General features: G+C 68.0%; 24 protein-coding genes and 1 pseudogene. 13 read left to right on the plus strand and 12 right to left on the minus strand.

What is annotated here, in order from left to right; all coding sequences use genetic code 11:
* The gene (locus ABZ004_RS25705; RefSeq protein ID WP_355683510.1) at nt 1-498 is read right to left on the minus strand and encodes an HAD family acid phosphatase; all 498 of its coding nucleotides are present in this window, start codon (nt 496-498) and stop codon (nt 1-3) included.
* A 90-nt stretch (nt 499-588) separates the two neighbouring features.
* Between ABZ004_RS25705 and ABZ004_RS25710 the strand changes: the two genes are divergently transcribed.
* Both ABZ004_RS25710 and ABZ004_RS25715 read left to right on the plus strand, forming a co-directional pair.
* Entirely contained in the window at nt 589-1,734 is a 1,146-nt protein-coding gene (locus tag ABZ004_RS25710; RefSeq protein WP_355683512.1) for a metallophosphoesterase, read from the plus strand.
* Nucleotides 1,731-4,502, plus strand: a complete 2,772-nt coding sequence (locus tag ABZ004_RS25715; protein WP_355683514.1) for an AAA family ATPase — start codon at nt 1,731-1,733, stop codon at nt 4,500-4,502. The genes ABZ004_RS25710 and ABZ004_RS25715 overlap by 4 nt, the downstream gene beginning before the upstream one ends.
* Here ABZ004_RS25715 and ABZ004_RS25720 read toward each other — a convergent pair.
* The 5 genes and pseudogenes from ABZ004_RS25720 to ABZ004_RS25740 form a co-directional block, all read right to left on the minus strand.
* Nucleotides 4,457-5,035, minus strand: a pseudogene (locus tag ABZ004_RS25720) (alpha/beta hydrolase); the annotation flags it as partial. The gene ABZ004_RS25715 and the pseudogene ABZ004_RS25720 overlap by 46 nt on opposite strands.
* A 149-nt stretch (nt 5,036-5,184) precedes the next feature.
* Complete coding sequence (locus ABZ004_RS25725) at nt 5,185-5,913, minus strand: anti-sigma factor (RefSeq protein ID WP_355683515.1); 729 nt, start codon at nt 5,911-5,913, stop codon at nt 5,185-5,187.
* Nucleotides 5,914-5,918: 5 nt separating this feature from the next.
* Entirely contained in the window at nt 5,919-6,518 is a 600-nt protein-coding gene (locus ABZ004_RS25730) for a sigma-70 family RNA polymerase sigma factor (RefSeq protein WP_355683517.1), read from the minus strand.
* 81 nt (nt 6,519-6,599) lie between these two features.
* Nucleotides 6,600-7,427: a formate dehydrogenase accessory sulfurtransferase FdhD gene (gene fdhD, locus ABZ004_RS25735; protein ID WP_355683519.1), complete on the minus strand. Its 828-nt coding sequence runs from the start codon at nt 7,425-7,427 to the stop codon at nt 6,600-6,602.
* Between the two features lie 17 nt (nt 7,428-7,444).
* Nucleotides 7,445-8,416 (minus strand): phosphotransferase, encoded by a 972-nt coding sequence (locus ABZ004_RS25740; protein WP_355683521.1) that lies wholly within the window; start codon nt 8,414-8,416, stop codon nt 7,445-7,447.
* A 59-nt stretch (nt 8,417-8,475) separates the two neighbouring features.
* Here ABZ004_RS25740 and ABZ004_RS25745 point away from each other — a divergent pair, with 59 nt between their 5' ends.
* Complete coding sequence (locus ABZ004_RS25745; protein WP_355683523.1) at nt 8,476-9,099, plus strand: trimeric intracellular cation channel family protein; 624 nt, start codon at nt 8,476-8,478, stop codon at nt 9,097-9,099.
* Here ABZ004_RS25745 and ABZ004_RS25750 read toward each other — a convergent pair.
* Together ABZ004_RS25750 and ABZ004_RS25755 are read right to left on the minus strand one after the other, a co-directional pair.
* Nucleotides 9,082-9,978, minus strand: a complete 897-nt coding sequence (locus tag ABZ004_RS25750; RefSeq protein ID WP_355683525.1) for a MerR family transcriptional regulator — start codon at nt 9,976-9,978, stop codon at nt 9,082-9,084. The genes ABZ004_RS25745 and ABZ004_RS25750 overlap by 18 nt on opposite strands.
* Before the next feature lie 137 nt (nt 9,979-10,115).
* Nucleotides 10,116-11,291, minus strand: coding sequence for an MFS transporter (locus ABZ004_RS25755; protein WP_355683527.1), 1,176 nt, complete (start codon nt 11,289-11,291; stop codon nt 10,116-10,118).
* 199 nt (nt 11,292-11,490) lie between these two features.
* Here ABZ004_RS25755 and ABZ004_RS25760 point away from each other — a divergent pair, with 199 nt between their 5' ends.
* The 3 genes from ABZ004_RS25760 to ABZ004_RS25770 all read left to right on the plus strand — a co-directional run bounded on the left by ABZ004_RS25760 (nt 11,491) and on the right by ABZ004_RS25770 (nt 13,970).
* Entirely contained in the window at nt 11,491-12,594 is a 1,104-nt protein-coding gene (locus ABZ004_RS25760) for a ferrochelatase (protein ID WP_355683530.1), read from the plus strand.
* Nucleotides 12,591-13,391, plus strand: coding sequence for an inositol monophosphatase family protein (locus ABZ004_RS25765; RefSeq protein WP_355683532.1), 801 nt, complete (start codon nt 12,591-12,593; stop codon nt 13,389-13,391). Before ABZ004_RS25760 ends, ABZ004_RS25765 begins: the two co-directional genes overlap by 4 nt.
* Nucleotides 13,392-13,670: 279 nt before the next feature.
* Nucleotides 13,671-13,970 (plus strand): DUF4193 domain-containing protein, encoded by a 300-nt coding sequence (locus tag ABZ004_RS25770; RefSeq protein WP_355683534.1) that lies wholly within the window; start codon nt 13,671-13,673, stop codon nt 13,968-13,970.
* Between the two features lie 97 nt (nt 13,971-14,067).
* On the opposite strand, the gene ABZ004_RS25775 is transcribed toward ABZ004_RS25770, so the two are convergent.
* Together ABZ004_RS25775 and ABZ004_RS25780 are read right to left on the minus strand one after the other, a co-directional pair.
* Nucleotides 14,068-14,358, minus strand: coding sequence for a DUF4235 domain-containing protein (locus ABZ004_RS25775; protein ID WP_355683536.1), 291 nt, complete (start codon nt 14,356-14,358; stop codon nt 14,068-14,070).
* Between the two features lie 61 nt (nt 14,359-14,419).
* On the minus strand, nt 14,420-14,884 hold the full coding sequence (locus tag ABZ004_RS25780; protein WP_355683538.1) for a DUF3093 domain-containing protein: 465 nt from the start codon (nt 14,882-14,884) through the stop codon (nt 14,420-14,422).
* A 53-nt stretch (nt 14,885-14,937) separates the two neighbouring features.
* Here ABZ004_RS25780 and ABZ004_RS25785 point away from each other — a divergent pair, with 53 nt between their 5' ends.
* The 5 genes from ABZ004_RS25785 to ABZ004_RS25805 all read left to right on the plus strand — a co-directional run bounded on the left by ABZ004_RS25785 (nt 14,938) and on the right by ABZ004_RS25805 (nt 17,855).
* Nucleotides 14,938-15,495 carry a PaaI family thioesterase gene (locus tag ABZ004_RS25785; protein ID WP_355683540.1) on the plus strand — a complete coding sequence of 186 codons (558 nt, stop codon included), beginning with the start codon at nt 14,938-14,940 and terminating at the stop codon, nt 15,493-15,495.
* A complete protein-coding gene (gene dut / locus ABZ004_RS25790) occupies nt 15,492-15,944 on the plus strand; it encodes a dUTP diphosphatase (RefSeq protein WP_355683542.1) in 453 nt (150 codons plus the stop codon). Before ABZ004_RS25785 ends, dut begins: the two co-directional genes overlap by 4 nt.
* A gap of 99 nt (nt 15,945-16,043) precedes the next feature.
* Nucleotides 16,044-16,721 carry a DUF3710 domain-containing protein gene (locus ABZ004_RS25795; protein WP_355683544.1) on the plus strand — a complete coding sequence of 226 codons (678 nt, stop codon included), beginning with the start codon at nt 16,044-16,046 and terminating at the stop codon, nt 16,719-16,721.
* 53 nt (nt 16,722-16,774) lie between these two features.
* Nucleotides 16,775-17,164, plus strand: a complete 390-nt coding sequence (locus ABZ004_RS25800) for an OB-fold nucleic acid binding domain-containing protein (protein WP_355683546.1) — start codon at nt 16,775-16,777, stop codon at nt 17,162-17,164.
* Nucleotides 17,157-17,855, plus strand: a complete 699-nt coding sequence (locus tag ABZ004_RS25805; protein ID WP_355683548.1) for a DUF3159 domain-containing protein — start codon at nt 17,157-17,159, stop codon at nt 17,853-17,855. The genes ABZ004_RS25800 and ABZ004_RS25805 overlap by 8 nt, the downstream gene beginning before the upstream one ends.
* Nucleotides 17,856-18,989: 1,134 nt before the next feature.
* Here ABZ004_RS25805 and ABZ004_RS25810 read toward each other — a convergent pair.
* Nucleotides 18,990-19,667, minus strand: coding sequence for a TrkA family potassium uptake protein (locus ABZ004_RS25810; protein ID WP_355683550.1), 678 nt, complete (start codon nt 19,665-19,667; stop codon nt 18,990-18,992).
* Nucleotides 19,667-20,329 (minus strand): TrkA family potassium uptake protein, encoded by a 663-nt coding sequence (locus tag ABZ004_RS25815; RefSeq protein WP_355683552.1) that lies wholly within the window; start codon nt 20,327-20,329, stop codon nt 19,667-19,669. Before ABZ004_RS25815 ends, ABZ004_RS25810 begins: the two co-directional genes overlap by 1 nt.
* 96 nt (nt 20,330-20,425) lie before the next feature.
* Here ABZ004_RS25815 and ABZ004_RS25820 point away from each other — a divergent pair, with 96 nt between their 5' ends.
* Nucleotides 20,426-22,453 (plus strand): APC family permease, encoded by a 2,028-nt coding sequence (locus ABZ004_RS25820; protein WP_355683554.1) that lies wholly within the window; start codon nt 20,426-20,428, stop codon nt 22,451-22,453.
* Entirely contained in the window at nt 22,450-23,628 is a 1,179-nt protein-coding gene (locus tag ABZ004_RS25825) for a class I SAM-dependent RNA methyltransferase (RefSeq protein ID WP_355683556.1), read from the plus strand. The genes ABZ004_RS25820 and ABZ004_RS25825 overlap by 4 nt, the downstream gene beginning before the upstream one ends.
* Nucleotides 23,629-23,656 lie beyond the last annotated feature (28 nt).

Below are 23,656 nucleotides of genomic sequence, written 5' to 3' on the forward strand. Positions count from 1 at the left end.
TCAGGTCCTGCCCTCGGTTTCCTGGGCTTCGAAGAGGGTCGGCTGGGTCTCGGCATCGAGTCCCCAGTCGGCCCTCATCACTGTGTAACCCGCCTTCTCGGCGGCGTCGCAGACCTTCACATCGTCATCGACCAGTACGGCGACCGGCCGCTCCTGCCTGAGCGTCCTGAGACGCGCGAGCTTCATCACCGCAGACGGCCGACGATCGTTGTTCCCGCGCATCAACAGCTTGCCGGCGGGGAAACCGTTGGCCTCGAGCCACTTCACCGTATCCCGCCGCAGCCACTCGGGCCGCCCGGTCAGATAGACGATCTCGTGCCCGTCCGCCAGCGTCGTCGCGACCGCGAGCCCCTCGTCGAGCACGGCGTCGTCCTTGGCCGCCCGGAAGAACGAGTCCCAGTCCTTGGGCCGCTTGGCCAGAAACCCGATCCGCTTGCTGGTGTCCGACAACGTCGCATCGATATCGAGTACGGCGTACGGTCGAATGTCTTCAGGCACGTCGGACAGTGTCCCGCATCCGGACGGCCGATGCCGCCTCGGAGTGTTCGGTTGGGAGTTGGTGGCGGCGCGGGTTAGCGTTCTCGCGCGATGGAAGACTCGATCACGTTTCTGCACAGTTCGGACTGGCAGCTGGGGATGATGCGCCGGTTCCTGGGGCCGGACGGCCAGGCCCGGTGGGCTCAGGCGCGGCTGGATGCCGTGATGCGGATCGGGGACGTCGCGAAAGCCACCGGAGCGGCCTTCGTGGTGGTGACCGGGGACGTGTTCGAACACAACCAGGTCGAGCGGCAGACGATCTTGCGAGCTTGTGAAGCGCTGAAGCGGATCGAGGTGCCGGTGGTGCTGCTGCCGGGCAACCACGACGCGCTCGAGCCGGGCTCGCTGTGGACGTCGGCCCAGTGGGTCGGGCACGCGCCGTCGCATGTCGTCGTGGTGACCGACACCGAACCGCTGGAGATCGTGCCGGGAGTCGAGATCGTCGGAGCGCCGTGGAAGTCGCGGCGGCCGCTCGCGGATCCGGCGGCTCCTGGGTACGCCGAGTTGGCGCCGGCTGCTTCCGGCGTACGGCGGATCCTGTTGGCGCATGGGCAGCTGACCAGCTTGAGCGGCGGGATGTCCGACGTACCGACCATTGATCAAGCCGGGCTTGAGGCTGCTGTTGCCGACGGGCGGTTGCACTATGTGGGGCTGGGGGACCGGCACTCGACCACCGAGGTGACCGAGCGGATCTGGTTCTCGGGGACGCAGGAGGTCACTGCTCCCGAGGAGACACATCCTGGCAACGTTCTCGCGGTGACGCTGAGCAGGACTTCGCGAGGTAAGGAGTCGATCGAGGTGGTGCCGCATCGCGTCGGCGCCTGGCACATGGTCGAGCATCACGCCGAGCTGGACGGCGAGGAGTCGATCCAGAAGCTGGAGGACTTCTTCGCCGAGTTGCCGGACAAGGAGCGGACCTATGTGCGGCTCGCGGCCGACGGCTCGCTGCCGTTGCCGCTGTTGAGCCGGCTGGACGCGATGGTCGACGCGCAGGGCGAGGTGTTCGCGAGCGTCGAGCGGTGGGCCAAGTTCTGGACTGTCCGGCCGGCTCCGGACGCGGCCGACCTCGACGCGTTGCAGTTGAGCGGTCCCGCCCGGGCCGCGATGGAGGAGTTGCGCCAGGCGCTGGCCGGCGGGGACGAAGGAGCCGGTGCGGCGCTCACGCTGATGCACAGATTGGCGCGGGACGCGGGATGAGGCTGCACAGCCTGACGCTGCGGAACTTCCGCGGCGTCAAAGACCGTACCGTCGAGCTGCCCGCGATCGGCACCACCGTCGTGGTCGGCGACAACGAGGTCGGCAAGTCCAGTCTGGTCGAGGCTTTCGACCTCGTCTTCGCCTATCCGGACGACTCGAAGTCGAAGCGGATCCTCGACATCCAGCCGGTCGGCCAGGATGTCGCGCCGGAGGTTACGGTCCAGTTGACGCTGGGGACCGGCGAGCTGACTTATACGAAGCGCTGGCTGAAGAACCGGGCCACCGAGCTGACCATCCTCGAGCCCGACGGCCGACGGCAGTCGTGGACCGGCCGGGAAGCCCACAACGAGGCGGAGCGGCTGTTCAACGAACACGTCGATCCCGTGCTCTGGCAGACGTTGATGGTGAGCCAAGGGCAGTCGCTGGTGTTGCCGACGCCTGCCGATGCCGAGCCGCTGATCACTGCGGTGACAGCAGAATCCGGTACGCCGGTCGACGGCGCGTCGATGCCGCTCGTGCTCGCTGTCGAGCACGAATACCTCCGCTACTGGACCCGCGGTGGCCGTCCGACCGGAGATTTCGCGAAGTCGGCCAAGGCCGTCGAGGCGGCCGAACTGACGGCGGCCCAGGCGTTGAAGGCGATGGACGAAGTGGTCGCCGACATCCGCCGGGCCGAGCGGCTCGCGCTGGACCTGGACGAGTTGAGCAGCCGGCTCGGCGACCACCTGAAGTCGGTCGAGGAGCTGCGCGAACGCAAGCAGGCGACCGACGAGATCCTGCTGCGACGGGACTCGGTCCGGGCGCGGGCCGAGACCGCACGGGCGCGGTTGGAGAACCACACCCGGACCCGGGTTGAGCGGGAGCGGTTGCTCGATGAGGTCACGCGGCTCACCCAGAAAGACGCGGAGCTCGCCGAGCGGCGCAGGGATGCCGAGACGGTGGCGAAGAAGGCCGCCGAGACTGTGCATGCCGCCGAGGCTGCGTTGGCCGAGGTCATCGAGCTCCGGGACGAGCGACGTGGTGAGCTTCAGGTCGCCGAGCGGCTCGTTGCGAAGCTGACCGACCGGGCCGAGCTTGATCGGTTGCTGGTGCAGCAGGCCGAGCTGGTCGACGTACGGGCCCGGATCGCTTCGGCCGGGTTGGTGCTCGACGGCGTGAAGGTCGACGAGGCCCTGGTGGCGGCGTTGGAGGACGCGCGAGCGAGGGTGGTCGAAGCACGCGCGGCGCTTGCGGCCGGCGTACCGGAAGTGTCGGTACGGCGAGTTGGTGCCGAGGCTGTTCGGTTGTCGGGGACCGGGCTCGATGCGGCTGGGGCGAAGGTGCCGGCGGAGCTCGAGGACGAGATCCAGGTCCTGGTCTCGGGCGAGCTGGTGATCGACGTACCGGGGCAGATCGAGGTCAAGGTCCAGGCGGGTGGCGAGGCGGCGACCTTGCGAGCGCGACTCGATGAGGCCGTCCGGGTCGAGAAGGATCTGCTGAAGCGCGGGCGGGTGAAGGATCTGCCGGCCGCGCGGGAGCTGCTGCGCAAGGTCGATGCGGTGTCGGCGGAGTTGCAGGAGGCTCGGCGGACCGAGCGGTCGTTGACTGCGAACGGCGATCCGAGTGAGCGGATCACCTTGCTGTGCGCGCGTCTGGGGGTCGGGTCGACCGAAGACGAGGAAGAGGCGAAGCCGGCCGGGAAGCGCGCTGCTCCGGTCGAGGACGTGCCCGGGCAGATGTCGCTGTTCGCGCAGTTCGAGGAGGAGGAAGGGACTTTCGAGTTCGAGGACCTCGTCGTACCGGCGGTGGAAGGTGGCGAGCTGGGCGCGGCCGAGCGTGCGTTGGAAAATGCGCGGGCCGAGTTGGCGGTTGCCGAGCGGTTGCTGTCGGATGCGGAGTTCGCGGCGGCGCAGGCTCGGAAGGCGGCCGAGGAGGACCGGTCCGAGGCGCAGCAGGCGCGGGCGCGCTCTGAGCTCGCGGGGGAGCGGCTGGCTGCTGCAGTCGAGGCGTTGGAGGCGGCGCGGGCTGTGCTCGCCGATGCCGACGTCGATGGTGAGGAAGAGAAGGCGACGGCCGAGGTCGAGGCGGTGCTGGACGAGCTCACCGCAGTACAGACTCAGGCTGACGAGGTTGGGGCTGACGAGGCTGCTGGGTTGCTCGCGGATGCGCTGGCGGTGGCGACGCGGCTGCAGGGCGAACGCGACGTACTGCGGGACTCGCTGCGGACGACCGAGGGTCGGTTGGAGCAGTCGGGGCGGGACGGGCTGGGGACCCGGCGGGAGATGGCCGAGTTGGAGTTGGCCGCGATCCGGGGTGAGCACGAGGCGCTGAAGCGGCGGGCGGATGCGGCGCGGCGGGTGTACGAGACGCTCGGGCGGCATCGGGCGGAGGCGCAGACGAAGTACTCGGAGCCGTTGCAGACGCGGATCGAGTCGCTCGGGCGGAGCGTCTACGGGCCGTCGTTCAAGGTCTGGCTGGACGACGACCTCGCTGTCGCCGAACGCGAGCTGGACGGCAACCGCCTCCGCGTCGAGGCGCTGTCCACGGGTGCGCAAGAACAGCTCGCAATCATCACCCGGCTCGCCATCAGCCACCTGGTCAGCACCGGCGACAGCTCCGTCCCGGTCATCTTCGACGACGCCCTCGGCTGGTCCGACAAGGGCCGCCTCCGCGACATGGGCGCCCTCCTCGGCCGCGCCGGCGACCACGGCCAGGTCATCATCCTCACCTGCATGCCCGAACGCTACGAATACGTCCCCCGAGCCACCTTCATCAGACTCGAGTCCTGAAGAGCAGCAAGAAACTCGGTCAACCGCGTGTACCAGACGGTGTGGCCGGCGCCGGGGATGGAGACGACCTGGAAGCCCAGCTGCTCGAGTTCAGTTGCGCGATCGGCTGAGACGTAGTCGCTGGGGTCGGCCCGGATCAGGAGCGAAGGCGTGCTGGTGCTTGGCGGACCTGCCAGCGGGCGCTCGGCAGTCTCCAGAGCGGCGGCCGTCGCTGGGTCGAACTGCCGGGCGGCTTCGGCTTCTGCGCGGCGGTCTTCCTCTGACCAGTCCGGCTTGCGATAACGGAGCTGTTCGAGGGTTCGGCGGGCTTTGGCGGCGGTGAACTTGGGCAGGTGATCGCCTGCTGCCGGTGGGCCGGACGAGAACGGTACGTCGACGTAGACGACTGCAGCTGGTCGCAGTACGGGGAGAGCTGTGGCGAGCACCATGGCGCCGAGGGAGTGGCCGATGGCGAGTGCGGGACCGGTACCGACGGTCTCCACGACAGATTCGGCGAAGAGGTCGACGGTGGCCACCGGGGCTGTCGGCGAGCGGCCGTGTCCCTGGCAGGTCGACCGCGATCAGGTGGTAGCCCCTCATCGCTTTCGGGGTTCGCTCCTCGTTGGAGGGTTCGCCCCCTGCTATAGCAGGAGGCGAACCCCTTGAGCAGGAGGTGAGCACCTTCTTGGTCGTCTGGGTACGGTCAGACCATCGGGATGAGGCTGGCGGTGGTGAGGGTGGGGGTGGTGGCGCCGGGTTTGGTTTCGATGGTGAGGCCGAAGGCGATTTTGCCGGTGACGCCGCCTTGGATGTGGTGCGGGCCATCGGTGGTGGTGAGGCCCACCGAGTGCATCTTGGTGGACTTGTCCTCTAGCCAGAGTTGGTAGGTCTTGTCGTCGGGGAGTTTGGGGAGGTCGCGGAGGAGGACGATGGCGGTGTCCTTCGCCGCGGACATCACGACGGTGGCTTGACCGCCGGTTGTGAGGTTGCCTCGGACGGTCTGGGCGTCCGGCTCGGCCAGGAGGGCGGCGAGTTGCTGGTTCTCCTGGCGGGTGTGGGAGTTGTCGCGGTACTGGTCGATCGCGACTCCGCCCGCCCCGGCTACGAGTACGGCGGCGGCTGCGAGGCTGAAGAAGGAGCGACGGTTGAAGCTCTTGGGCCGCGCCGGCGTTGGTGAGGGGATCTCCTGCTTCACCAGGGGATGCAGTTGCCGGGTGGTCGCGATCTCGGCCAGTACGCGCGCCTTGAGCGCAGGTGGTGGCGGCGCGGCGACCGCCGTACCGAGTTTGTTGGCTGCTTCGCGGAGTTCGGAGACCTCGGCGCTGCACGACGGGCAGTCGGCGAGGTGTTCCTCGAACCCGATCCGCTCGTCCTCGGGCAGTGCATTCAGAACATAGGGTCCGGTCAACGCATGCACATCCGGAGTCGTCAAGGCCCTCACCTCCCCGTCACACCCAGGCAGTCGCGCAGCCGGATCAGGCCGTCGCGCATCCGCGCTTTGATCGTTGCGAGCTTCGCGTCGAGGAGCTCGGCCACTTCCCGGTACGAGTACCCGCCGTAGTAGGCCAGCGTCACCGACTCGCGTTGCAGTTCGGTCAGCGAGCCGAGACAGTGCCGGACCTGTTCCACCTCCAGGTTCGAGGTGACCTTCTCGGCCACTTCGTCGTACTCCGTGATCGAGGACGCCGCTGCCACCGCCTGCTCCCGGTCGCTGGCGGACTGTTCGGAGCGAACCCGGTCGATCGCCCGGCGATGGGCGACCGTGAGGATCCACGAGGTCAGCGAACCGCGGTCGGCGTCGTACCGGGTGGCGGTCCGCCAGATCTCCACCATCACCTCCTGGGTCACCTCCTCGGACTGCGCCGGGTTGCGCAGCACGCGCCGGATCAGCCCGTACACGCGGGGCGCCATCAGGTCGTACAGCTGCGCGAACGCCGCCGCATCACCCCGCGCCACCCGCGCCATCAGGTCGGCGGGCGTGCCGCCGGCGGTGTCGACGATCACCGGCCATGGAAGGGCCGTCGATTCCTCGCTCACAGGTGGCATCCTCTACGTCAGTACTACGGGTCGGATGCTGTTCGGAGCGGGACGCCATCCGGATCGGTCATGCAGCCGGATTCAGCGCAGGACGCGTTCGGGGGCGCTGTAGATCACGCAGCGCTCACCACGCGTCCAGCCGACCAGGGTGATGTCGAAGCGGCGGGCCAGGTCGACCGCAAGGCTCGACGGCGCTCCGACGGCGACGATCATGCCGAGCCCGGCCGCGACCGCCTTCTGGATGATTTCGTACCCGGCCCGGCCGCTCACCGCCAGCACGAGCCCCTTCCGGCTGCGCTGGTTGAGCACCGTCCAGCCGACGACCTTGTCGACCGCGTTGTGCCGCCCGACGTCCTCCCGTACGACGATGCGCTCGCCTCCCGTCGTGAACAGACCGGCCGCGTGTAGTCCCCCAGTGCGCCCGAACGTGGGCTGTGCTTCCCGCAGGAGATCAGGCAGCTTCCGTACTACGTCCAGCTGAGCTTCCACGGGATCCACTGGGTCGTAGTCGCGCTCCGCCAATTCGTCGAGGCTCTGCTGGCCGCAGACACCGCATGCGGCCGAGGTCACGCCGTACCGCTGCGGAGGCTCGCGATCCGGCGGACCGTCGAAGGTGACCGTGACGGTGTTGAACTGCTGGTCCCGGGTGAGCTTCACATCGGTGCAGTAGGCAACGGTGCTGATCGCGTCGGGGCGTACTGCGAATCCTTCGCCGAGACAGAACCCCGCTGCGAGTTCGAAGTCGGACCCCGGCGTACGCATGGTGACGACGAGCGGCTCGGGCGGGCGGCCGGGCCATTCGAGCCGGAGCTCGAGCGGTTCCTCGGTGACCACCACATCCTCGCGCCGGGATGTCCGGTCGCCGTCCAGCACCTCGACCTTGAACCTGGTAGTCGGCCCTTTGCTCATGCCTCCAACTTAAGCCTTCACCAGCCGCGGCGCAGCGCCAACCACTCGAGACAACACCAGCCGAGCAACCGCCGATGGCGCTGGATCTCCGGCGTGCAACCGGGTGGCGGCGGTCTGTCGACGACTTCCAGCACGTAAGCCACGAGCGCGGCTATCAAAGAGTCGATGTAGTCATTGGGAACGTCTATTGTCAGCGGGTTGATTTTGATTGCTTCGAGCGTGTCGATCCCATGGTGCTGGGCGAGCGGGAGCAGGCCGACCCAGTCGATCCACGGGGCGCCGAGGGTGAGCCAGTTCCAGTCGACGGTCCAGCATTGATTGCTTTTGTCTATCAAGAGATTGTCGGGACGCAGATCGCCATGTACTGCGGCAGTTCCGGCGAGCGCCTCGGGCGTGAGGTCGACCAGGTACTGGATCTCTTCGAGGCGTTTCGGAAGCCAGGACTGGAGACCCTCGGGGAGTGGCTTGGCGCCGGTTCTGATGTCGTTCGGTAGCTGGCTGGGTCCGTGCTCGCCGAAGTCGTCCACGTACGGCTTGAGATCACTGAGAGGACTCGGAGAGAGCGCATCCGCGCTGGTCAAGCAGTTGTCGGTGACCAGATCGAAGTCGGCCTGTGTCCACGGCATCCCAGGCATCCGCCCGGCAATTCCCTCACTCACCACAGCAAACCATTGGGCTGTATCGGTGGTGGTGAGGATGCGGGGGACTCTGATGGTGGGTGGGAGTTGGGGGACTATGTGGGCTTCGCGTTGGTAGGCGTCGTGGGTGTGTGAGCCTTCAGGGGCTGCCTTGATGAAGACGAGGCGGCCGTCGGGCAGCTGGGCGGGTGCTGCGAAGCCGCCGGTGAAGCCGGAGCTGACGGAGGGGCCGACCGTGACGAATTCGGTGCCTAGGGCAACGGAGATGGATTGCCGGAGGCCTTCGGGGAGAGCGCTCCAGGCAGGTCTTGCCGAGGTGGTTCGGTAGTCGACGTCCGGTGGTCCGCTCATGGCGTGACCTTAAGGGGTGCTTGCGGTTCCGGGCTCATTGTTTTCGGTACGGTGCGGGAGTGGATGGCTCCGTGGCGCTGGATGTGCTGGACCTGGTCGGGATCTTCGTCTTCGGGATCACCGGTGCGCTGGTCGGCGTACGGAAGAACCTCGACGTGTTCGGGATCCAGGTGCTCGCGCTGGTGACCGGGCTCGGCGGTGGGTTCATCCGCGACGTGCTGATCGGTGGGAAGGCGGTGCCGCCGGCGGCGCTGGCCGATTGGCGGTATCTGGTGGTTCCGGTGAGTGCCGGGCTGATCACGTTCTTCCTGCATCCGGGGATCGGGCGGGTCGAGCGGTTGGTGAATGTCTTCGACGCTGCCGGTCTCGCGCTGTTCTGCGTGACGGGTGCTCGCAAGGCGCTCGACTACGGTCTCTCGCCGTTGTCGGCCGCGTTGCTCGGCACGATCTCCGGAATCGGCGGCGGCGTGATTCGCGACCTGCTGTCCGGACGCGTCCCGGTCGTACTCCGCAGCGAGATCTATGCCACCCCGGCCTTCCTCGGCGCCGGGATCGTGGTCGTTGCCGACGCCGCCGGCTACCGGGCGACCTGGGTCGCCTTCGCCGGCGCCGTCGTCTGCTTCGTCATCCGCCTGATCGCCATCCGCCGAGGCTGGAACGCCCCGCTACCCCGCCTGCAGTAGGGCCTGGATCGTCCAGTCGTACGTCGGGGTCAGCGGCGGTTGGGGTTCCCATCCGTTGGTGATCGCGAGGAGGTGGAGGTAGCGGGCCCAGCGCGGGTCGTTCGCTGTCTCGAGGACGGCGGTGAGGCGACGGCGCAGCGCCGGGCTGTCGGGTTGGCCGGCCGCTTCGGCGTACCGGGTGGTGATGGTGGCGACGAACGGGCCGGCTTCGGGGGAGTCCGGGGTGATGCCGGCGGCGAGCGCTGGGCGGAGTTCGTCGCGGATGGTGGCGACGATACCGGGGCGGAGGGCAACGGTTCGGAAGTCGTCGGCCATCCGGCGTACGACGGCGCGGAAGTCCTCGTCCTGGGTCAGCTCGGCCAATTCGATCCACGCCTCCACCTGCTCGGGCTCCGGGTGATCGGGCAACTCCGGAGTGAGCGAAGTGCGAGCGGCGTCGAATCCTTCGTTGTCGTCGAAGACTGCGTCGAGGAAGTCGGTGACGAGGGTGTGCCGTTGGGCGGTGGTGAGTTGGGTGAGGCGGTGCATGGCGGTGAGGTCCTCCGGGGTGGAGTTGCGGTCGGCCACCGTGGTGAGGACGGCGCGGCGGAGGCGGAGGGTGCGGATCTGGACGGCGAGGGCTTCGGCGTGCGCGGCGGCTACGTCGGAGAGCGTTTCCTCGTGGTCCAGCACCTTCCGGATCGTCGCCAGGTCGAGGTCCAGTTCGCGCAGGGTGCGGATCAGGTCGAGCCGGGCGACGGCCGTCACGTCGTACAAGCGGTAGCCGGCCGCGGTGCGGTTGGTGGGCGGAACGAGACCACGGTCGGAGTAGAACCGGATCGCCTTGACCGTCAGTCCGGTACGCCGGGCCAGTTCACCGATCGAGTAGAGCTCGTCCATGACGACCACCCTGCTGTCTCCCTCCGGAGGAGACTCAAGTCTGTGCGAGGCGTGTCCGTCGCCGGTCGAACACCGTTATTTCGCCCGCTGACGGGCTTTAATCCTGTCAGCGAGCGAAAATCGCGTCAGCGGGTGGGTCAATTGTGGGCGAAGCGGGTTCGGGGGCGGGCGAAGGTTACGGCTACGGCGGCTACCAGGGCTGAGGTGATGCCGACGACTACTGGGACCCAGTAGGCGTCGGAGGCACCGACGGCGTCGACTGCGTGGCCGGCGACGGCGTTGCCGGGGGCAACTCCGAGGAGGATGCCGGTGACGGTCCAGGTGATGGCCTCGGTGAGGCGTTCGGGCGGGACCCATTCCTCGACGCAGGCCGTGAGGGCGACCATCGTCGGGGCGATTGTCAGGCCGGCGCAGAACAGGACGACGCCGAGTAGCCAGACGGTGCCGACCCACGGTAGCGGGGCCAGTGCGACCGCGAGCAGGATCGTTCCGATCAGCAGCCGTCGTTCCACCGGCGCGCGCCAGTGCACCGAGCCGTACCAGAGCCCCGCCAGCAGGCTTCCGAAGGCCCACACGGCCAGTACGACGCCCGACATGGACGGCTGACCCTTCGACGCGGTGAACGCCACAGTGGTCACCTCAGCGCTGCCGAGCGTCGCGCCGAGACCGAGGCCGATCAGGCTGAGGAGCATCAGCGAAAGCCAGGGGAGTGGCGCCTTCTCGGTGCCGTCCGACTTCCCGCGTCCGGGCGGATCCGAGGCGCGGAGCAGGGCGAACCAGATGCCACCGGCGAGGCCGAGCGCACCGGCCGCGCCGAGCCCGGCGTACGGGCTGACCTCGGTGGCGAGCAGGGTGACCAGGACCGGGCCGACGATGAAGACGACCTCGTCGCCCACGGCTTCGAGTGCGAAGGCGGTCTGGAGAGCGCGTCCCCGGCCGAGCAGGTACGTCCAGCGGGCGCGGGCGAACGAGCCGACCTGCGGACGGGTGCCGCCGGCAACGAAGGCGAGCAGGTGGAGCGTCCAGGACGGTGCGTCCATCCGGACCGCGACCAGCAGCCCGATCAGAGCGGCCGTGCAGAGCACGCTGCCGATCAGGGTCAGCGACCGCTGGCCGAAGCGATCCACCAGGCGGCCCTGGAACGGTCCGGTGAGCGCTCCCGCGATCACCGCGACGCCGGAGACGGCGCCGGCCAGGCCGTAGGAACCGCTCTCTCGCGAGATCAGGATCACGATGCCGAGGCCGACCATCGAGATCGGCATCCGGCCGAGGATCCCGGCGGTGAAGAAGGCACGGGCGCCGGGCCGGCGCATGAGGTGAACGTAGGGCTTCAGCATGGGAGATCGACCACACCCTAGCCCGCCGCCCCCGGGTCGCGCCCACCAATTCCCTCTCCGGGCCGAGTGCCGCGCGCGCCATTTCCCGCTCCGGCACGGGGAGCGGGCTCGCCGACTTCCCCGCCGGGCCGGGGACCGCGGTCGGGGATTCCACCCGGCCTGAGAACATCGTTACATGCCCGACGTGCTGCCACCCGATCCTTCCCCGTACGACGCAGTGCTCCTGCTCTCCTTCGGTGGTCCCGAGAAACCCGACGACGTGCTGCCGTTCCTGCAGAACGTGACCCGCGGCCGGGGAATCCCCGACGAGCGGCTGAAGGAGGTCGGCGAGCACTACTACGCGTTCGGCGGCCGCAGCCCGATCAACGACCAGAACCGCGAGCTGCTGGCTGCGCTCAAGACGTCGTTCGCCGAGATCGGCCTCGACCTGCCGATCTACTGGGGCAACCGCAACTGGGCGCCGTACCTGACCGAGACGTTGCGCGAGATGACGGCGGACGGCGTACGGCGGGCCATGGTGATCGTGACGAGCGCCTACCCGTCGTACTCCGGCTGCCGGCAGTACCGCGAGAACCTCGCCGACGCGATCGCCCAGGTCGAAGGCGCGCCGGTGATCGACAAGCTCCGGCACTACGCGAACCACCCCGGCTTCGTCGCGTCCTTCGTCGAGTCGACCGCGGCGGCGCTGAGCAAGCTGCCGGAGGGATCGGCGATCGCCTATGTGACGCATTCGATCCCGACCAGCATGAATGCGACGAGTGGTCCGGACGGCAACGGGTACGTCGGGTGGCATCTCGACGTCGCGGCCGAGATCACCGCGGAGCTGGTACGGCGTACAGGGGTCGAGCGGCGGACCGATCTCGTCTACTGCTCGCGGTCGGGGCCGCCGCAGGTGCCGTGGCTCGAGCCGGACGTGAACGACCACCTGGAGGCGCTGGCCGAGGCCGGGGTGCCGGGGGTGGCCGTGGTGCCGATCGGGTTCGTCAGCGACCACATGGAGGTCATCTACGACCTCGACACGGAGGCGGCCGCGACGGCGGAGAAGCTCAGGCTGCCGATGGCGCGCGCGGCGACACCGGGGACCGACGAGCGGTTCGTGACGATGCTGCGCGACCTCGTGGTCGAGCGAGCCGCCGCGGAACGCGGTGAGAACCCGGCCCGCCCGTGCGTCGGCAAGCTCGGCCCCGGCTGGGACAACTGCCGCCCCGACTGCTGCCCCGCACCGCGCCGCCCAGCCCAGCCCGTGACCCGTAGTACCGAATCGAAGGAAACTGCATGAGCTCCGAGAATGCCCAGGACCTGCTGAAGCTCGCCACGGAGGTGGCGACCGAGGCGGCCCGGCTGATCGTCGAGCGCCGTCGCGGCACGATCACCGTCGCCGACACCAAGAGCACGGCGACCGACATCGTCACCGCGGTCGACCGGGAGTCCGAGGAGCTGATCCGCGCCCGGGTGCTGGCGGCCCGGCCGGACGACTCGTTCCTCGGTGAGGAGGGCGACGACATCCACGGCACCAGCGGGGTGCGCTGGGTGGTCGATCCGATCGACGGCACGGTCAACTACCTGTACGACCTCCCGACGTACGCCGTGTCGATCGCGGTCGAGGTCGACGGGCAGACCGTCGCCGGCGTGGTCGTGGACGCGCCGAAGGGCGAGGTCTTCACCGCGACCCTCGGTGGCGGCGCGTACGCCGACGGCCGGCCGATCCACGTGTCGGGGTGCGCCGACCTGTCGAAGGCGCTGGTCGGGACCGGGTTCGGGTACGACCCGGTGCGGCGCGAGGTGCAGGCCGAGGTGATCCAGCAGCTGATCGCCAAGGTCCGGGACATCCGCCGGATCGGTGTCGGGGCGATCGATCTCTGCTACGTCGCCTGCGGCCGGCTGGACGCCGTCTACGAACGCGGCCTCAACCCGTGGGACTACGGCGCCGGCGCGCTGATCGCGTCCGAGGCCGGCGCGACCGTCGGCGGGATCGACGGTGCACAAGTTTCGCCCGAGATGTCGATCGCCGCGACCCCGGCCGTGTTCAAGCCGCTGCACGATGCGCTGGCTGCCGCCAACCCGCTCAGATCCTGAAGCTGCTCGTTACTGTCCACCAGCGTGCACTAATGAGCAATCTGTTGTTCGGTCCTGACACAATTCACGACACGCGGGCCACAAGGTGGACCCCGACGCGCGCGAAGGCCCCTCGATAAGGCACAATCTCGGCCTCGGGAGCGGTATGACGCCGGTCCCGGCCTGTCTGTCAAGGGTTTCGGGGGACCAGGGGTTCCAGGGATGGAATTTCTGGGCCGCATTACCCGTTCAAGGGCTCAGCAGGCAACACCACGGGTATGAAGAGGGCAGGGAAACACCATGGCGACTGACTACGACGCCCCGCGCAAGACGGACGAGGACTCCAGCGAGGAGTCGATCGAAGAACTGAAGACTCGCCGTCACGACAAGAACTCCGGCAAGGTCGACGAGGACGAGGCCGAGGCCGCTGAGAGCTTCGAGCTGCCCGGCGCCGACCTGAGCCACGAAGAGCTGGCGGTGCGGGTGCTCCCGCGCCAGGCCGACGAGTTCACCTGTTCGAGCTGCTTCCTGGTGCATCACCGGAGCCAGCTTGCGAGCAACAAGAACGGCCAGCTGATCTGCCGCGACTGCGCTGCCTGACAAAGACAGCTCTCTCGCCCTGCTCCGCTGAGTCCGTACCACCGACAACGGGACCGACCCCCTCCGGTGGGGGCGGTCCCGTCGTCATGTCCGTGCGTCAGGCCTTCGCGAGGTCTTTCTTCTTCTCGTAGCCGGGTGGGAGGTGGCCGGTCGACTTGAGGTAGTACTGCGCTGCGCGGCGCTCGGCGAACAGCTTTGCGGCTGCCGCGGCACCACCGCTGGCCACGGCCCAGGTCACCACTTCGGCGTAGCCGGCCTCGTTGCCCTTGGGCGGCTTCCCGCCTGCCCCGACCTTCCAGGCTGCAGTGAGCGCCTTGTTGGCGACCAGTGTCACCACCATGGTGAAGACGGCGAGTACGAGCTTCCAGCCGATCTTGGCTCCGACCACGACTACTACCTCCCAGCTATGAGTTCCCCGACGCTCAGTGCCCCGGGACTGACCACCACAATCAGGATCTTGCCACGCTGCTCTGCGACAACGCGGCTGCCAGCTGCTCGGGGTGTTTGGTGGCGACCAGCCAGTACGGCGCTGGGTCGTGCGGATCGGTGAGCTCGACGCGTACTGCACCCGGCAGGTAGCTCCGGAGTACGAGGTAGGCCCTGGGGTCGCAGTCGCGGCCGAACGCGTTCCTGGCGTCGTCTCCGGTGAGCGGGACCGCCTTGCCGAGGTAGGCGCGGTCGATGCTTGCCTTGCCGGCGCGGAACTGTTCCGTGCTCACCTCGACCAGCGCACCGCCGTACCGGAGGAACAGGACGGTCAGCAGTACTGCGGAGAGGGCGCCGACGGCGGTTCCAGCGATCAGGCCGGCCGGGACCGCGGTGATGACGAACAGCGTCACGACGGCGGCAGCAGCGATCAGCCACCAGCGCACCGGCACGCTCAGACGTTCCCTGTAAGCAGCTGCGTCGGCCACGAGGAACAGCCTGGCATGAGCGCTGTCGGAGGGCGTAGGTAGGGTCGCCTCTCGTGATCGAGCCTCCTGCCCGTACGGCGACCCCGCAGCGCGAGCTGGAGCCACCAGAGCGTCACCCGGAAGCTCCCGTGCCCGGCACTGTGCTCCCGTCGCACTACGAGAACTGCGTGGCCTGCGGACCGGCTCATCCGACCGGCTTGCGGCTGGTGACGACGGCAGGGCCTGGTGTGAGTGTCACCGCCGAGTTCACCGTCAGCAAGGAGCACCAGGGCGCACCGGGGCTTGCGCATGGCGGCGTACTGGCTACTGCGATGGACGAGACGCTCGGTGGGCTCTCCTGGCTGCTGCGGCGGCCGATGGTGACCGGACGGCTCGAGACCGACTACATCCGCCCGGTACCGGTCGGCGCGACGCTGTTCCTGTCGGCCCGATGTCTCGGGTTCGACGGCCGGCGGATGTATGCGAACTCGGTCGCGCGGCTGGGCGGCCCGGACGGCAGCATCGCGTTACGGGCGAACGCGGTGTTCGTTGTAGTGCCGCCGAAGCATTTCGTCGAGCACGGCACCGACATGACGGCCGAGACCGTCCACGACTACGAGGTGAACCCATGACCGAGGTACTCATCCAGCGGCTCGACCCGGAGCTCGACGTACCGGCGTACGCGCATCCCGGCGATGCCGGCGCGGACCTGCTGGCGACGAGTGACGTCACGCTGAAGCCGGGGGAGCGGGCGCTGGTCGGCACCGGCATCGCGATCGCCCTGCAGGACGGGTACGCCGCGTTCGTGCACCCGCGGTCGGGGCTGGCCGCGAAACACGGCGTCACCCTGGTCAACGCGCCCGGCACGGTGGATGCGGGTTACCGTGGCGAGATCAAGGTGTGCCTGATCAATCTCGACCCCGCCGCCGAGGTCACCCTCAAGCGCGGCGACCGGATCGCGCAGCTGGTGATCCAGCGGGTCGAGAAGGCCAGGTTCGTCGAGGTCGCGACGCTGCCGGGTTCGGCCCGGGGTACCGGTGGGCACGGCTCGACCGGTGGATTTGGTGATGTGACACGCTGAACCGGTGCACTCCGCTGACCTGCGGGATGCGCGAGACTACGGCGGCCGTGACAAGGCACCCGTGGATATGACTGACGATCGAGGAAGTAGGCAAGCGCAGTGATCTTCCGCCGCAAGGCCAAGAACGACGAGGCCGAGACGACTGGTGGTTTCTTCGGCGACGAGGAAGAAGTCGGTACCGAGGAAGAGGCGGGCAGCGACGAGCCCCGCGCCGAGGGGCCGTTCGACTCCAGCGAGGTGGATCCTGCGATCCTGACCGGCGACGACCGGATCGACATGGGCTCGCTGGTGATCACCGGACTGCCCGGCATGGAGCTGCGGCTGCAGGTCGACGAAGCGACCGGCGACGTCCAGGCCGTGCTGCTGGTGCTCGAGGACTCCGCGCTGGAGCTGCGCGCGTTCGCGGCGCCGAAGACGTCGGGGATCTGGACCGAGGTACGGCGGGAGATCGCCGCCGAGGCCACCCGGATGGGCGGCACCGCGTCGGAGACCGAGGGCCCGTTCGGCACCGAGCTGGTGCTCGTCGTACCGGTCGAGGACCCCGAAGGGCAGATCTTCAGCCAGACCTCGCGCGTGATCGGGATCGACGGCCCGCGCTGGCTGCTCCGGGCGACGGTGCTCGGCCGGGCCGCGGTCGAGCCGGACGCGGCCCCGCCGCTGGAACAGTCGCTGCGCAACGTCGTCGTCGTCCGTGGCAACGAGCCGATGGCACCGCGCGAATCGCTGGTCATGCGGCTGCCCGAGGGCGCCCAGCCGGACGCCGAAGAAGAGGCCTGAGGACATGTCCGGATACCGGCCGAGCACGCTCACGAGCGGATTACACTGGCCCCATGGGTAGTGAGAAACCCGCGGGGTTGTGGAAGCGCGCCTTCAAGGGGCTGGCCGGCGACCGCGACGAACAGGACGCCGAAGTACTGAAGGACTACGCATCCGGTTGTGGTGCGCGGTCCATCACCGGCTGCCGTGACCGCGAGATGGTCACGCTCTACGGGACTCTGCGGACGATCACCTTCAGCCCGCGTGGCGGCGTACCGGCTCTCGAAGGGGAGCTGTACGACGGCACCGGCACGGTGAAACTGATCTGGCTCGGCCGGCGCAAGATCGCCGGCATCCACCCGGGATCGGAGCTGATCGCTTCCGGGCGGATCGGTGTCGTGGACGGGGATCGGGTGATGTTCAACCCGCGGTACGAACTCCGTCCTGCGGCAGCACATGGCTGAGCCGGCTGAGGTCACCAGCTCTCCTGTAGTCGACAAGGCTCCTGAGAAGTCGATGCTGCAGCAGCTCGGCGGCTGGGCCGGCATGTTGATGGACATCGGCCTGCCGTGGATCGCCTTCACCCTGGTCTACGCCTTCAGCGACCACGACCTGAAGCTCGCCCTGATCGTCGCCATCTCGGCCGCGGCCGTGGTCGGCGTCTTCCGGCTGATCCGCAGGCAGCAGATCAGCAACGTGATCGGCGGCTTTCTCGGTGTCCTGATCTCTGCGTGGACCGCGCACCGTACCGGTCAGGCCCAGGACGTCTACCTGCCCGGCATCCTGCTCAACGCCGGCTTCGGCGTGGGTTACCTGATCACCATCGTCACCAGGTACCCGCTCTTCGGCCTGGTCTACGGCGCGATCACCCAGACCGGCTTCGCCTGGCGCCGCGACGAGATGCTGTTCAAAGCTCTCAACCGCGTCACCATCGTCTTCTTCGGCCAGGTCGTCGTCCGGCTGGCGATCATGCTCCCGCTCTACCTGACGCACAGCGTGAACGCCCTGGGCATCGCCAAGATCGCCCTAGGCCTCCCCTTCTACGCAGTCACCCTCTGGATCTCGTACGCCGTACTCCGCGGCTCCATGACGCCGGAGAAGTGGGACGAAGTCAAAGACAACATCGCCCACATGCTCCGCGGCACCAAAGCCTGAAAACCGCGCCCCCAGGATCTGGGGGCGCGGTTTCTGTGTCACCCTGCACTGATGTCATCGTCGGCACCCGGTAGTTGAGCCTTTGATGTCCCGACCGACAGGTAGTGCACCTCGAGACGGTGTACACAACCCACCGATTCACGCTCAGCTGCACTAGTTGCCCCCGGCTACCTCCTGTCCATCGGCACACCACCCCGGGCCATAGTGCGCGCACCTGCCCATAACTCCCAGCACCAAGCAATTCCCCGCAAACGGTCCCCATCAGTCCGCCCCGCATGCACCTGCAGCCAACCTGCCGGGGGTCCGGACGACCTGCCGGGGGTGCGGACAACTTGCCGGGGGCCGGGCAACTTGCCGAGGCTCGCCCAACCTGGCGGGTCCGGGCGACTTGCCGGGGGTCCGGACAATTAGCCGGGCGTGCAGGCAACTTGCCGGGCGTGCGGACAACTTGCCGGTGCGGGGGTCCGGATGACTTCTCGGGGGTCCGGACAAGCTAGCGGGGGTCCGGCCAAGTCACTCCGTGCCCCAGCCCCCGACGTGGTGTCCGACGGTCCCAGAAGGTGACCGAAATACCGGCGAGTTGCCAGCCACCCTCGAGTGCTCCGCTCGTAAGCAAGCTGGTCGCCTTGACGACCCGTGCTGCCCCGCTGGCAAGCAAGTTGGTTGGCGACTGCGGAGTGCCCGCGAGTAACCAAGCTGGTTGCTTTGGCGACTGCGGAGTGCCCGCGAGAAAGCAAGCTGGTTGCTTTGACGCCCCCGGTTTGTTGTCATTCGGGTCAGCGGCTCCGGGATAGCTGCGGTCTTTCCTGGTTGGTGTGGTGGGTGTCAAGGGTCTTGATCCCGCAGGGACGCCGAAGGCGCCCTTGATACCCACCACACCGACTAGAACAATCAAGCAGCCCGGCGACGCGCACCAGGATCCCCTGCCCCCGTAGCCCACCCCGGTACTTCGGGCGAGTGCGGCCCACCCCCGGTACTCCGGGCGAGTGCAGCCCACCCGGGTATTTCGAACGAGCGCAGCCCACCCCCGGTACTCCGAACGAGCTCGGTCCGCCTTCGTGTGACGGCGAAGCAGGCCAGCTTCGACGACACCCGGCGAGGCGGCGCGCTTTGCGTTCGGCGTACGGAGTGGGGTTACTGCTGGTCGCGGCGGTGGTGGGGGGAGAGCATGTCTTCGAGCTGTTCTTCGGTTTCGTCAGCAGCGACGAACAGGAGTTCGTCGTTGAGTTCGAGGGTGCCTTCCGGGTCGGGGCGCAGGACCCGGCCTTCGCGGATGATCGTCACCAGAGCTGTGTCGACCGGCCAGTCGATGTCGCCGACGCGGAGGCCGATCATGGGGGAGTCCTCGGGCAGGGTCAGCTCGACGAGGTTCGCATCGCCCTGGCGGAAGGTGAACAGGCGCACAAGATCACCAACAGAAACGGCTTCCTCGACCAAAGCGGACATGATCCGCGGCGTCGACACCGAGACGTCCACGCCCCAGGCTTCGTTGAACATCCATTCGTTGCGCGGGTGGTTGACCCGGGCAACAGTCCGCGGTACGCCGAACTCCGTCTTGGCCAGCAACGAGACGACCAGGTTGGTCTTGTCGTCGCCGGTACTCGCGATCGCCACCTGGCACCGCTGCAGCGCGGCCTCTTCCAGCGACGACAACTCGCAGGCGTCCGCCAGCAGCCACTCGGCGCGCGGCACGGACTCCGCCTTGATCGCGCGCGGGTCCTTGTCGATCAGCAGTACTTCGTGACCGTTCTCCAGGAGTTCGGCCGCGATCGATCGTCCGACGTTCCCGGCGCCGGCGATGGCTACCCGCATCACAGCTCCTCAGGCTTGGCGCCGAGCTGGGACTCGATCGCCGCGGCTTCCCGTTCCAGCATGACGACGTGCACCAGATCACCCTCCTGGATGACCGTGTCCGCCTTGGGCAGGATTCCTTCGCCCAAGCGGGTCAGGAACGCGACCCGGGCGCCGGTCGCCTTCTCGATGTCGAGGGCAACGCGGCCGACCCAGCCGGAGTGCACGTGCACCTCGGCCAGCCGGATGGTGGCCGACGGATCGCGCCACTCGGGCTCCGATCCGCTCGGCAGCAACCGCCGTACCATCTGGTCGACGGTCCATTTCACCGTGCCGACGGTGGGGATGCCGAGTCGCTGGTAGACCTCGGCGCGGCCCGGGTCGTAGATCCGGGCGACGACGTTCTCGACGCCGAAGTTCTCCCGGGCGACGCGCGCGGCCAGGATGTTGGAGTTGTCACCGTTCGAGACGGCCGCGAACGCCTCGGCGTCCTCGATCCCGGCCTCGATCAGCACCTCACGGTCGAAACCCATCCCGGTGATGGTCCGGCCGGAGAAGTTCGGGCTCAGCCGGCGGAACGAGTCCGCGGACTGGTCGATGATCGAGACCGTGTGGCTACGTTTCTCCAGCGTGCGGGCGAGCGTCGATCCGACCCGTCCGCAACCCATGATGACGACGTGCACTCTGTGATCACTCCTAGCCCTTCACAGGGCCGCTCGCATCGGTCTCGGCAGGGTTAGACGCTACACCGGACCGGGGCTCCCTCTAACATCACCGGTGTGACTCCCGCTCTAGGCGACATCGGCAAACGCATCCTCATCGGGCGCAAGCTGCGTAGTACGCAGCTCGGCGAGACGCTGCTCCCGAAGAAGATCGCACTCCCCGTGTTCGCAAGTGACGCTCTGTCGTCGGTCGCCTACGCTCCGGACGAGATCTTCCTGACCCTCTCGGTGGCCGGGCTGGCCGCCTACTCCTTCTCCTGGAAGATCGGCCTGCTGGTCGTCTTCGTGATGCTCGTCGTGGTCGCGTCGTACCGGCAGAACGTGCACGCCTACCCGTCCGGCGGTGGTGACTACGAAGTTGCCACGGTCAACGTCGGGCCGACCGCCGGGCTGACGGTGGCGAGCGCGCTGATGGTCGACTACGTGCTGACCGTGGCGGTGTCGATCTCGTCCGGTGTACAGAACGCGAAGTCGGCGCTGCCGTTCCTGGCCGGCCACGAAGCGCCGCTCGCGGTGACCCTGGTGCTGATCCTGACCGCGCTGAACCTGCGCGGCGTGCGCGAATCCGGCGCGCTCTTCGCGATCCCGACGTACATCTTCATGGCCTCGATCATCGGGATGGCGATCTGGGGGCTGATCCGGCTCGGCGCGGGGAACCTGCCGATGGCCGACAGTGCGGAGTTCACCATCCGGCCCGAGCCCGGGCACGAGTTGTTCGGTGGCATCGCGGGCGCGTTCCTGCTGGCCCGGGCGTTCTCGTCCGGCTGTGCGGCGCTGACCGGTGTCGAGGCGATCAGCAACGGCGTACCGGCGTTCCGCAAGCCGAAGAGCAAGAACGCCGCGACCACCCTGCTGCTGCTCGGCACGATCGCGGTCACGATGCTGATGAGCATCTTGTTCCTGGCCAGCAAGATCAAACTCCGGTACGCCGAGGAGCCGGCGACCCAGCTGCTCCGCAACGGCCAGCCGGTCGGCGACTCCTACACCCAGAAGACCGTGATCGGCCAGATCGGCGACTCGGTGTTCTCCAACTTCTCGCCCGGCTTCTACCTGGTGATCGGCGCGACGATGCTGATCCTGGTGCTCGCGGCGAACACGGCGTTCAACGGGTTCCCGGTGCTGGCCTCGATCCTGGCCAAGGACGGGTTCCTGCCCAAGCAGCTGCACACCCGCGGCGACCGGCTTGCCTACAGCAACGGCATCATCTTGCTGGCGCTCTGCGCGGTCGGCCTGATCGTCGCCTTCGACGCCGAGGTCACCAAGCTGATCCAGCTGTACATCGTCGGGGTGTTCGTCTCCTTCACACTCAGCCAGTTCGGGATGATCCGGCACTGGACCCGGCACCTGAAGACCGAGACCGACGGGGCGAAACGGGCGCAGATGATGCGCTCCCGCGTGATCAACGCGGTCGGCCTGACGATGACCGGGCTGGTGCTGGTGATCGTGCTGATCACCAAGTTCACCCACGGCGCCTACATCGCGATCATCGCCATGGCGGTGCTGTTCCTGCTGATGAAGGGCATCCGGCGGCACTACGACACGGTCGGCCGCGAGATGGCCGTCGACGCCGACGACCGGCTGATGCTGCCGGCCCGGGTGCACGCGATCGTGCTTGTGTCGAAGCTGCACAAGCCGACGCTGCGGGCGCTGGCGTTCGCCAAGGCGGCCCGGCCGTACATGCTCGAGGCAGTCACGGTCGACGTCGACAGGGACGAGTCCGAGGCGCTCCAGGCCGAGTGGGACGCCCGGGACATCCCGGTGCCACTCAAGCGCCTGGCGTCGCCGTACCGGGAGATCACCCGCCCGATCGTGCAGTACGTCCGTGACATCCGGCGGCAGTCGCCGCGGGACGTGGTGATGGTCTACATCCCGGAGTACGTGGTCGGGCACTGGTGGGAACACATCCTGCACAACCAGTCCGCGCTGCGGCTCAAGGGGCGGCTCTTGTTCACACCTGGTGTGATGGTTACGTCCGTGCCGTACCAGCTGATCTCGTCCCAGGCAGCTGAGGAACGGCAGGACCGTGAGGAACGGGTAGCCGGCCAAGTACGGCGCGGCGCGCGCAAGAGTTCGGGAGATCGGTGACGGACGACAGCATTGTCGGGACGGTATTGGAGCTGGAAGTAGGCCCGGTGGCGCACGGCGGGCACTGTGTCGCGCGGTACGAAGGCCAGGTGGTCTTTGTACGCCACGCGCTTCCAGGGGAGCTGGTGCACGCCCGGGTGACGGCTCAGACGAGCAAGTACCTGCACGCGGACGCAGTACAGGTGCTGACGCCCTCGCCGCACCGGATCGAGCCGCCCTGCCCGTACGCCGGGCCGGGGCGCTGTGGTGGCTGCGACTTCCAGCACGCCAACATCGTCGAGCAGCGGCGCTTGAAGGCGACCGTGGTGTCGGACACGCTCCGGCGGATCGGTGGGATCGAGCGGAACATCGTCATGGAGTCACCGGGCGACGACGGACTCGGCTGGCGGACCAGGATGCGGTACGCCGTGGTCAATGGCCGGCCTGGGATGTACGCGCATCGGTCGCACGACCTGATCCCTATCGACCGGTGCCTGATCGCCCACCCGGACACGCCTTCCGTGCTGGACCAGCGGTGGCCCGATGCGTCCTCTGTGCAAGCAGTGGTGTCGTCTGAAGGTAAGACAGCTGTGCTGACCGACAAGAACTCTGGTGGGCGGGTTGTAGAGGTAGTGCACAACCGGCGCTTCCGGGTGGAAGCCGGTGGGTTCTGGCAGGTTCACCCGGCTGCTCCGACGACTCTGGTCGACGCTGTGATGGCTGGGCTGGAGCCTGTCGAGGGTGAGACCGCTCTGGACCTGTACTCCGGAGTGGGGCTGTTCGCTGCTTTCCTAGCTGAAGCTGGATGTGCTGTGCTCGCTGTGGAGGGGGACCGGGACGCGGTGAAGAACGCCCGACGGAACCTGCACGACCTGCCCGCTGTGACGCTTGAGCAAGGTGATGTGGACAAGGTGCTCAATGTGGCCGTCGGGCAAGGCCTGGAGTCGGTGGACCTCGTCGTACTGGATCCGCCGCGCACAGGGGCCGGCCAGGCCGTCGTACGGCGTATTGCCGCGCTCGCGCCGCGCAGAGTGGCCTACGTCGCCTGTGACCCGGCTGCGCTGGCCCGTGATCTGAAGACTTTCGGGAAGCTCGGGTACGGGATCAGCTCGTTGCGGGCCTTCGATCTGTTCGGGATGACGCACCACATCGAGTGCGTCGCCGTCCTCGAGCCCCGACCGGCCGCGACTGGTTAGTGTCGGTCGGCTCAGGTAGCGTTCGGGG

The organism is Kribbella sp. NPDC006257 (genome assembly GCF_040613535.1).
Lineage (GTDB): Bacteria > Actinomycetota > Actinomycetes > Propionibacteriales > Kribbellaceae > Kribbella.

Bases quoted from the DNA above. Each gene is read 5' to 3' on its own strand.
- ABZ004_RS25755 (WP_355683527.1), bottom strand. From the start codon at position 11,291: ATGCGCCGGCCCGGCGCCCGTGCCTTCTTCACCGCCGGGATCCTCGGC.
- ABZ004_RS25810 (WP_355683550.1), bottom strand. From the start codon at position 19,667: ATGCGGGTAGCCATCGCCGGCGCCGGGAACGTCGGACGATCGATCGCG.
- dut (WP_355683542.1), top strand. From the start codon at position 15,492: ATGACCGAGGTACTCATCCAGCGGCTCGACCCGGAGCTCGACGTACCG.
- ABZ004_RS25740 (WP_355683521.1), bottom strand. From the start codon at position 8,416: ATGAGCGGACCACCGGACGTCGACTACCGAACCACCTCGGCAAGACCT.
- ABZ004_RS25710 (WP_355683512.1), top strand. From the start codon at position 589: ATGGAAGACTCGATCACGTTTCTGCACAGTTCGGACTGGCAGCTGGGG.
- ABZ004_RS25770 (WP_355683534.1), top strand. From the start codon at position 13,671: ATGGCGACTGACTACGACGCCCCGCGCAAGACGGACGAGGACTCCAGC.
- ABZ004_RS25715 (WP_355683514.1), top strand. From the start codon at position 1,731: ATGAGGCTGCACAGCCTGACGCTGCGGAACTTCCGCGGCGTCAAAGAC.
- ABZ004_RS25765 (WP_355683532.1), top strand. From the start codon at position 12,591: ATGAGCTCCGAGAATGCCCAGGACCTGCTGAAGCTCGCCACGGAGGTG.
- fdhD (WP_355683519.1), bottom strand. From the start codon at position 7,427: ATGAGCAAAGGGCCGACTACCAGGTTCAAGGTCGAGGTGCTGGACGGC.
- ABZ004_RS25750 (WP_355683525.1), bottom strand. From the start codon at position 9,978: ATGGACGAGCTCTACTCGATCGGTGAACTGGCCCGGCGTACCGGACTG.
- ABZ004_RS25800 (WP_355683546.1), top strand. From the start codon at position 16,775: ATGGGTAGTGAGAAACCCGCGGGGTTGTGGAAGCGCGCCTTCAAGGGG.
- ABZ004_RS25760 (WP_355683530.1), top strand. From the start codon at position 11,491: ATGCCCGACGTGCTGCCACCCGATCCTTCCCCGTACGACGCAGTGCTC.
- ABZ004_RS25805 (WP_355683548.1), top strand. From the start codon at position 17,157: ATGGCTGAGCCGGCTGAGGTCACCAGCTCTCCTGTAGTCGACAAGGCT.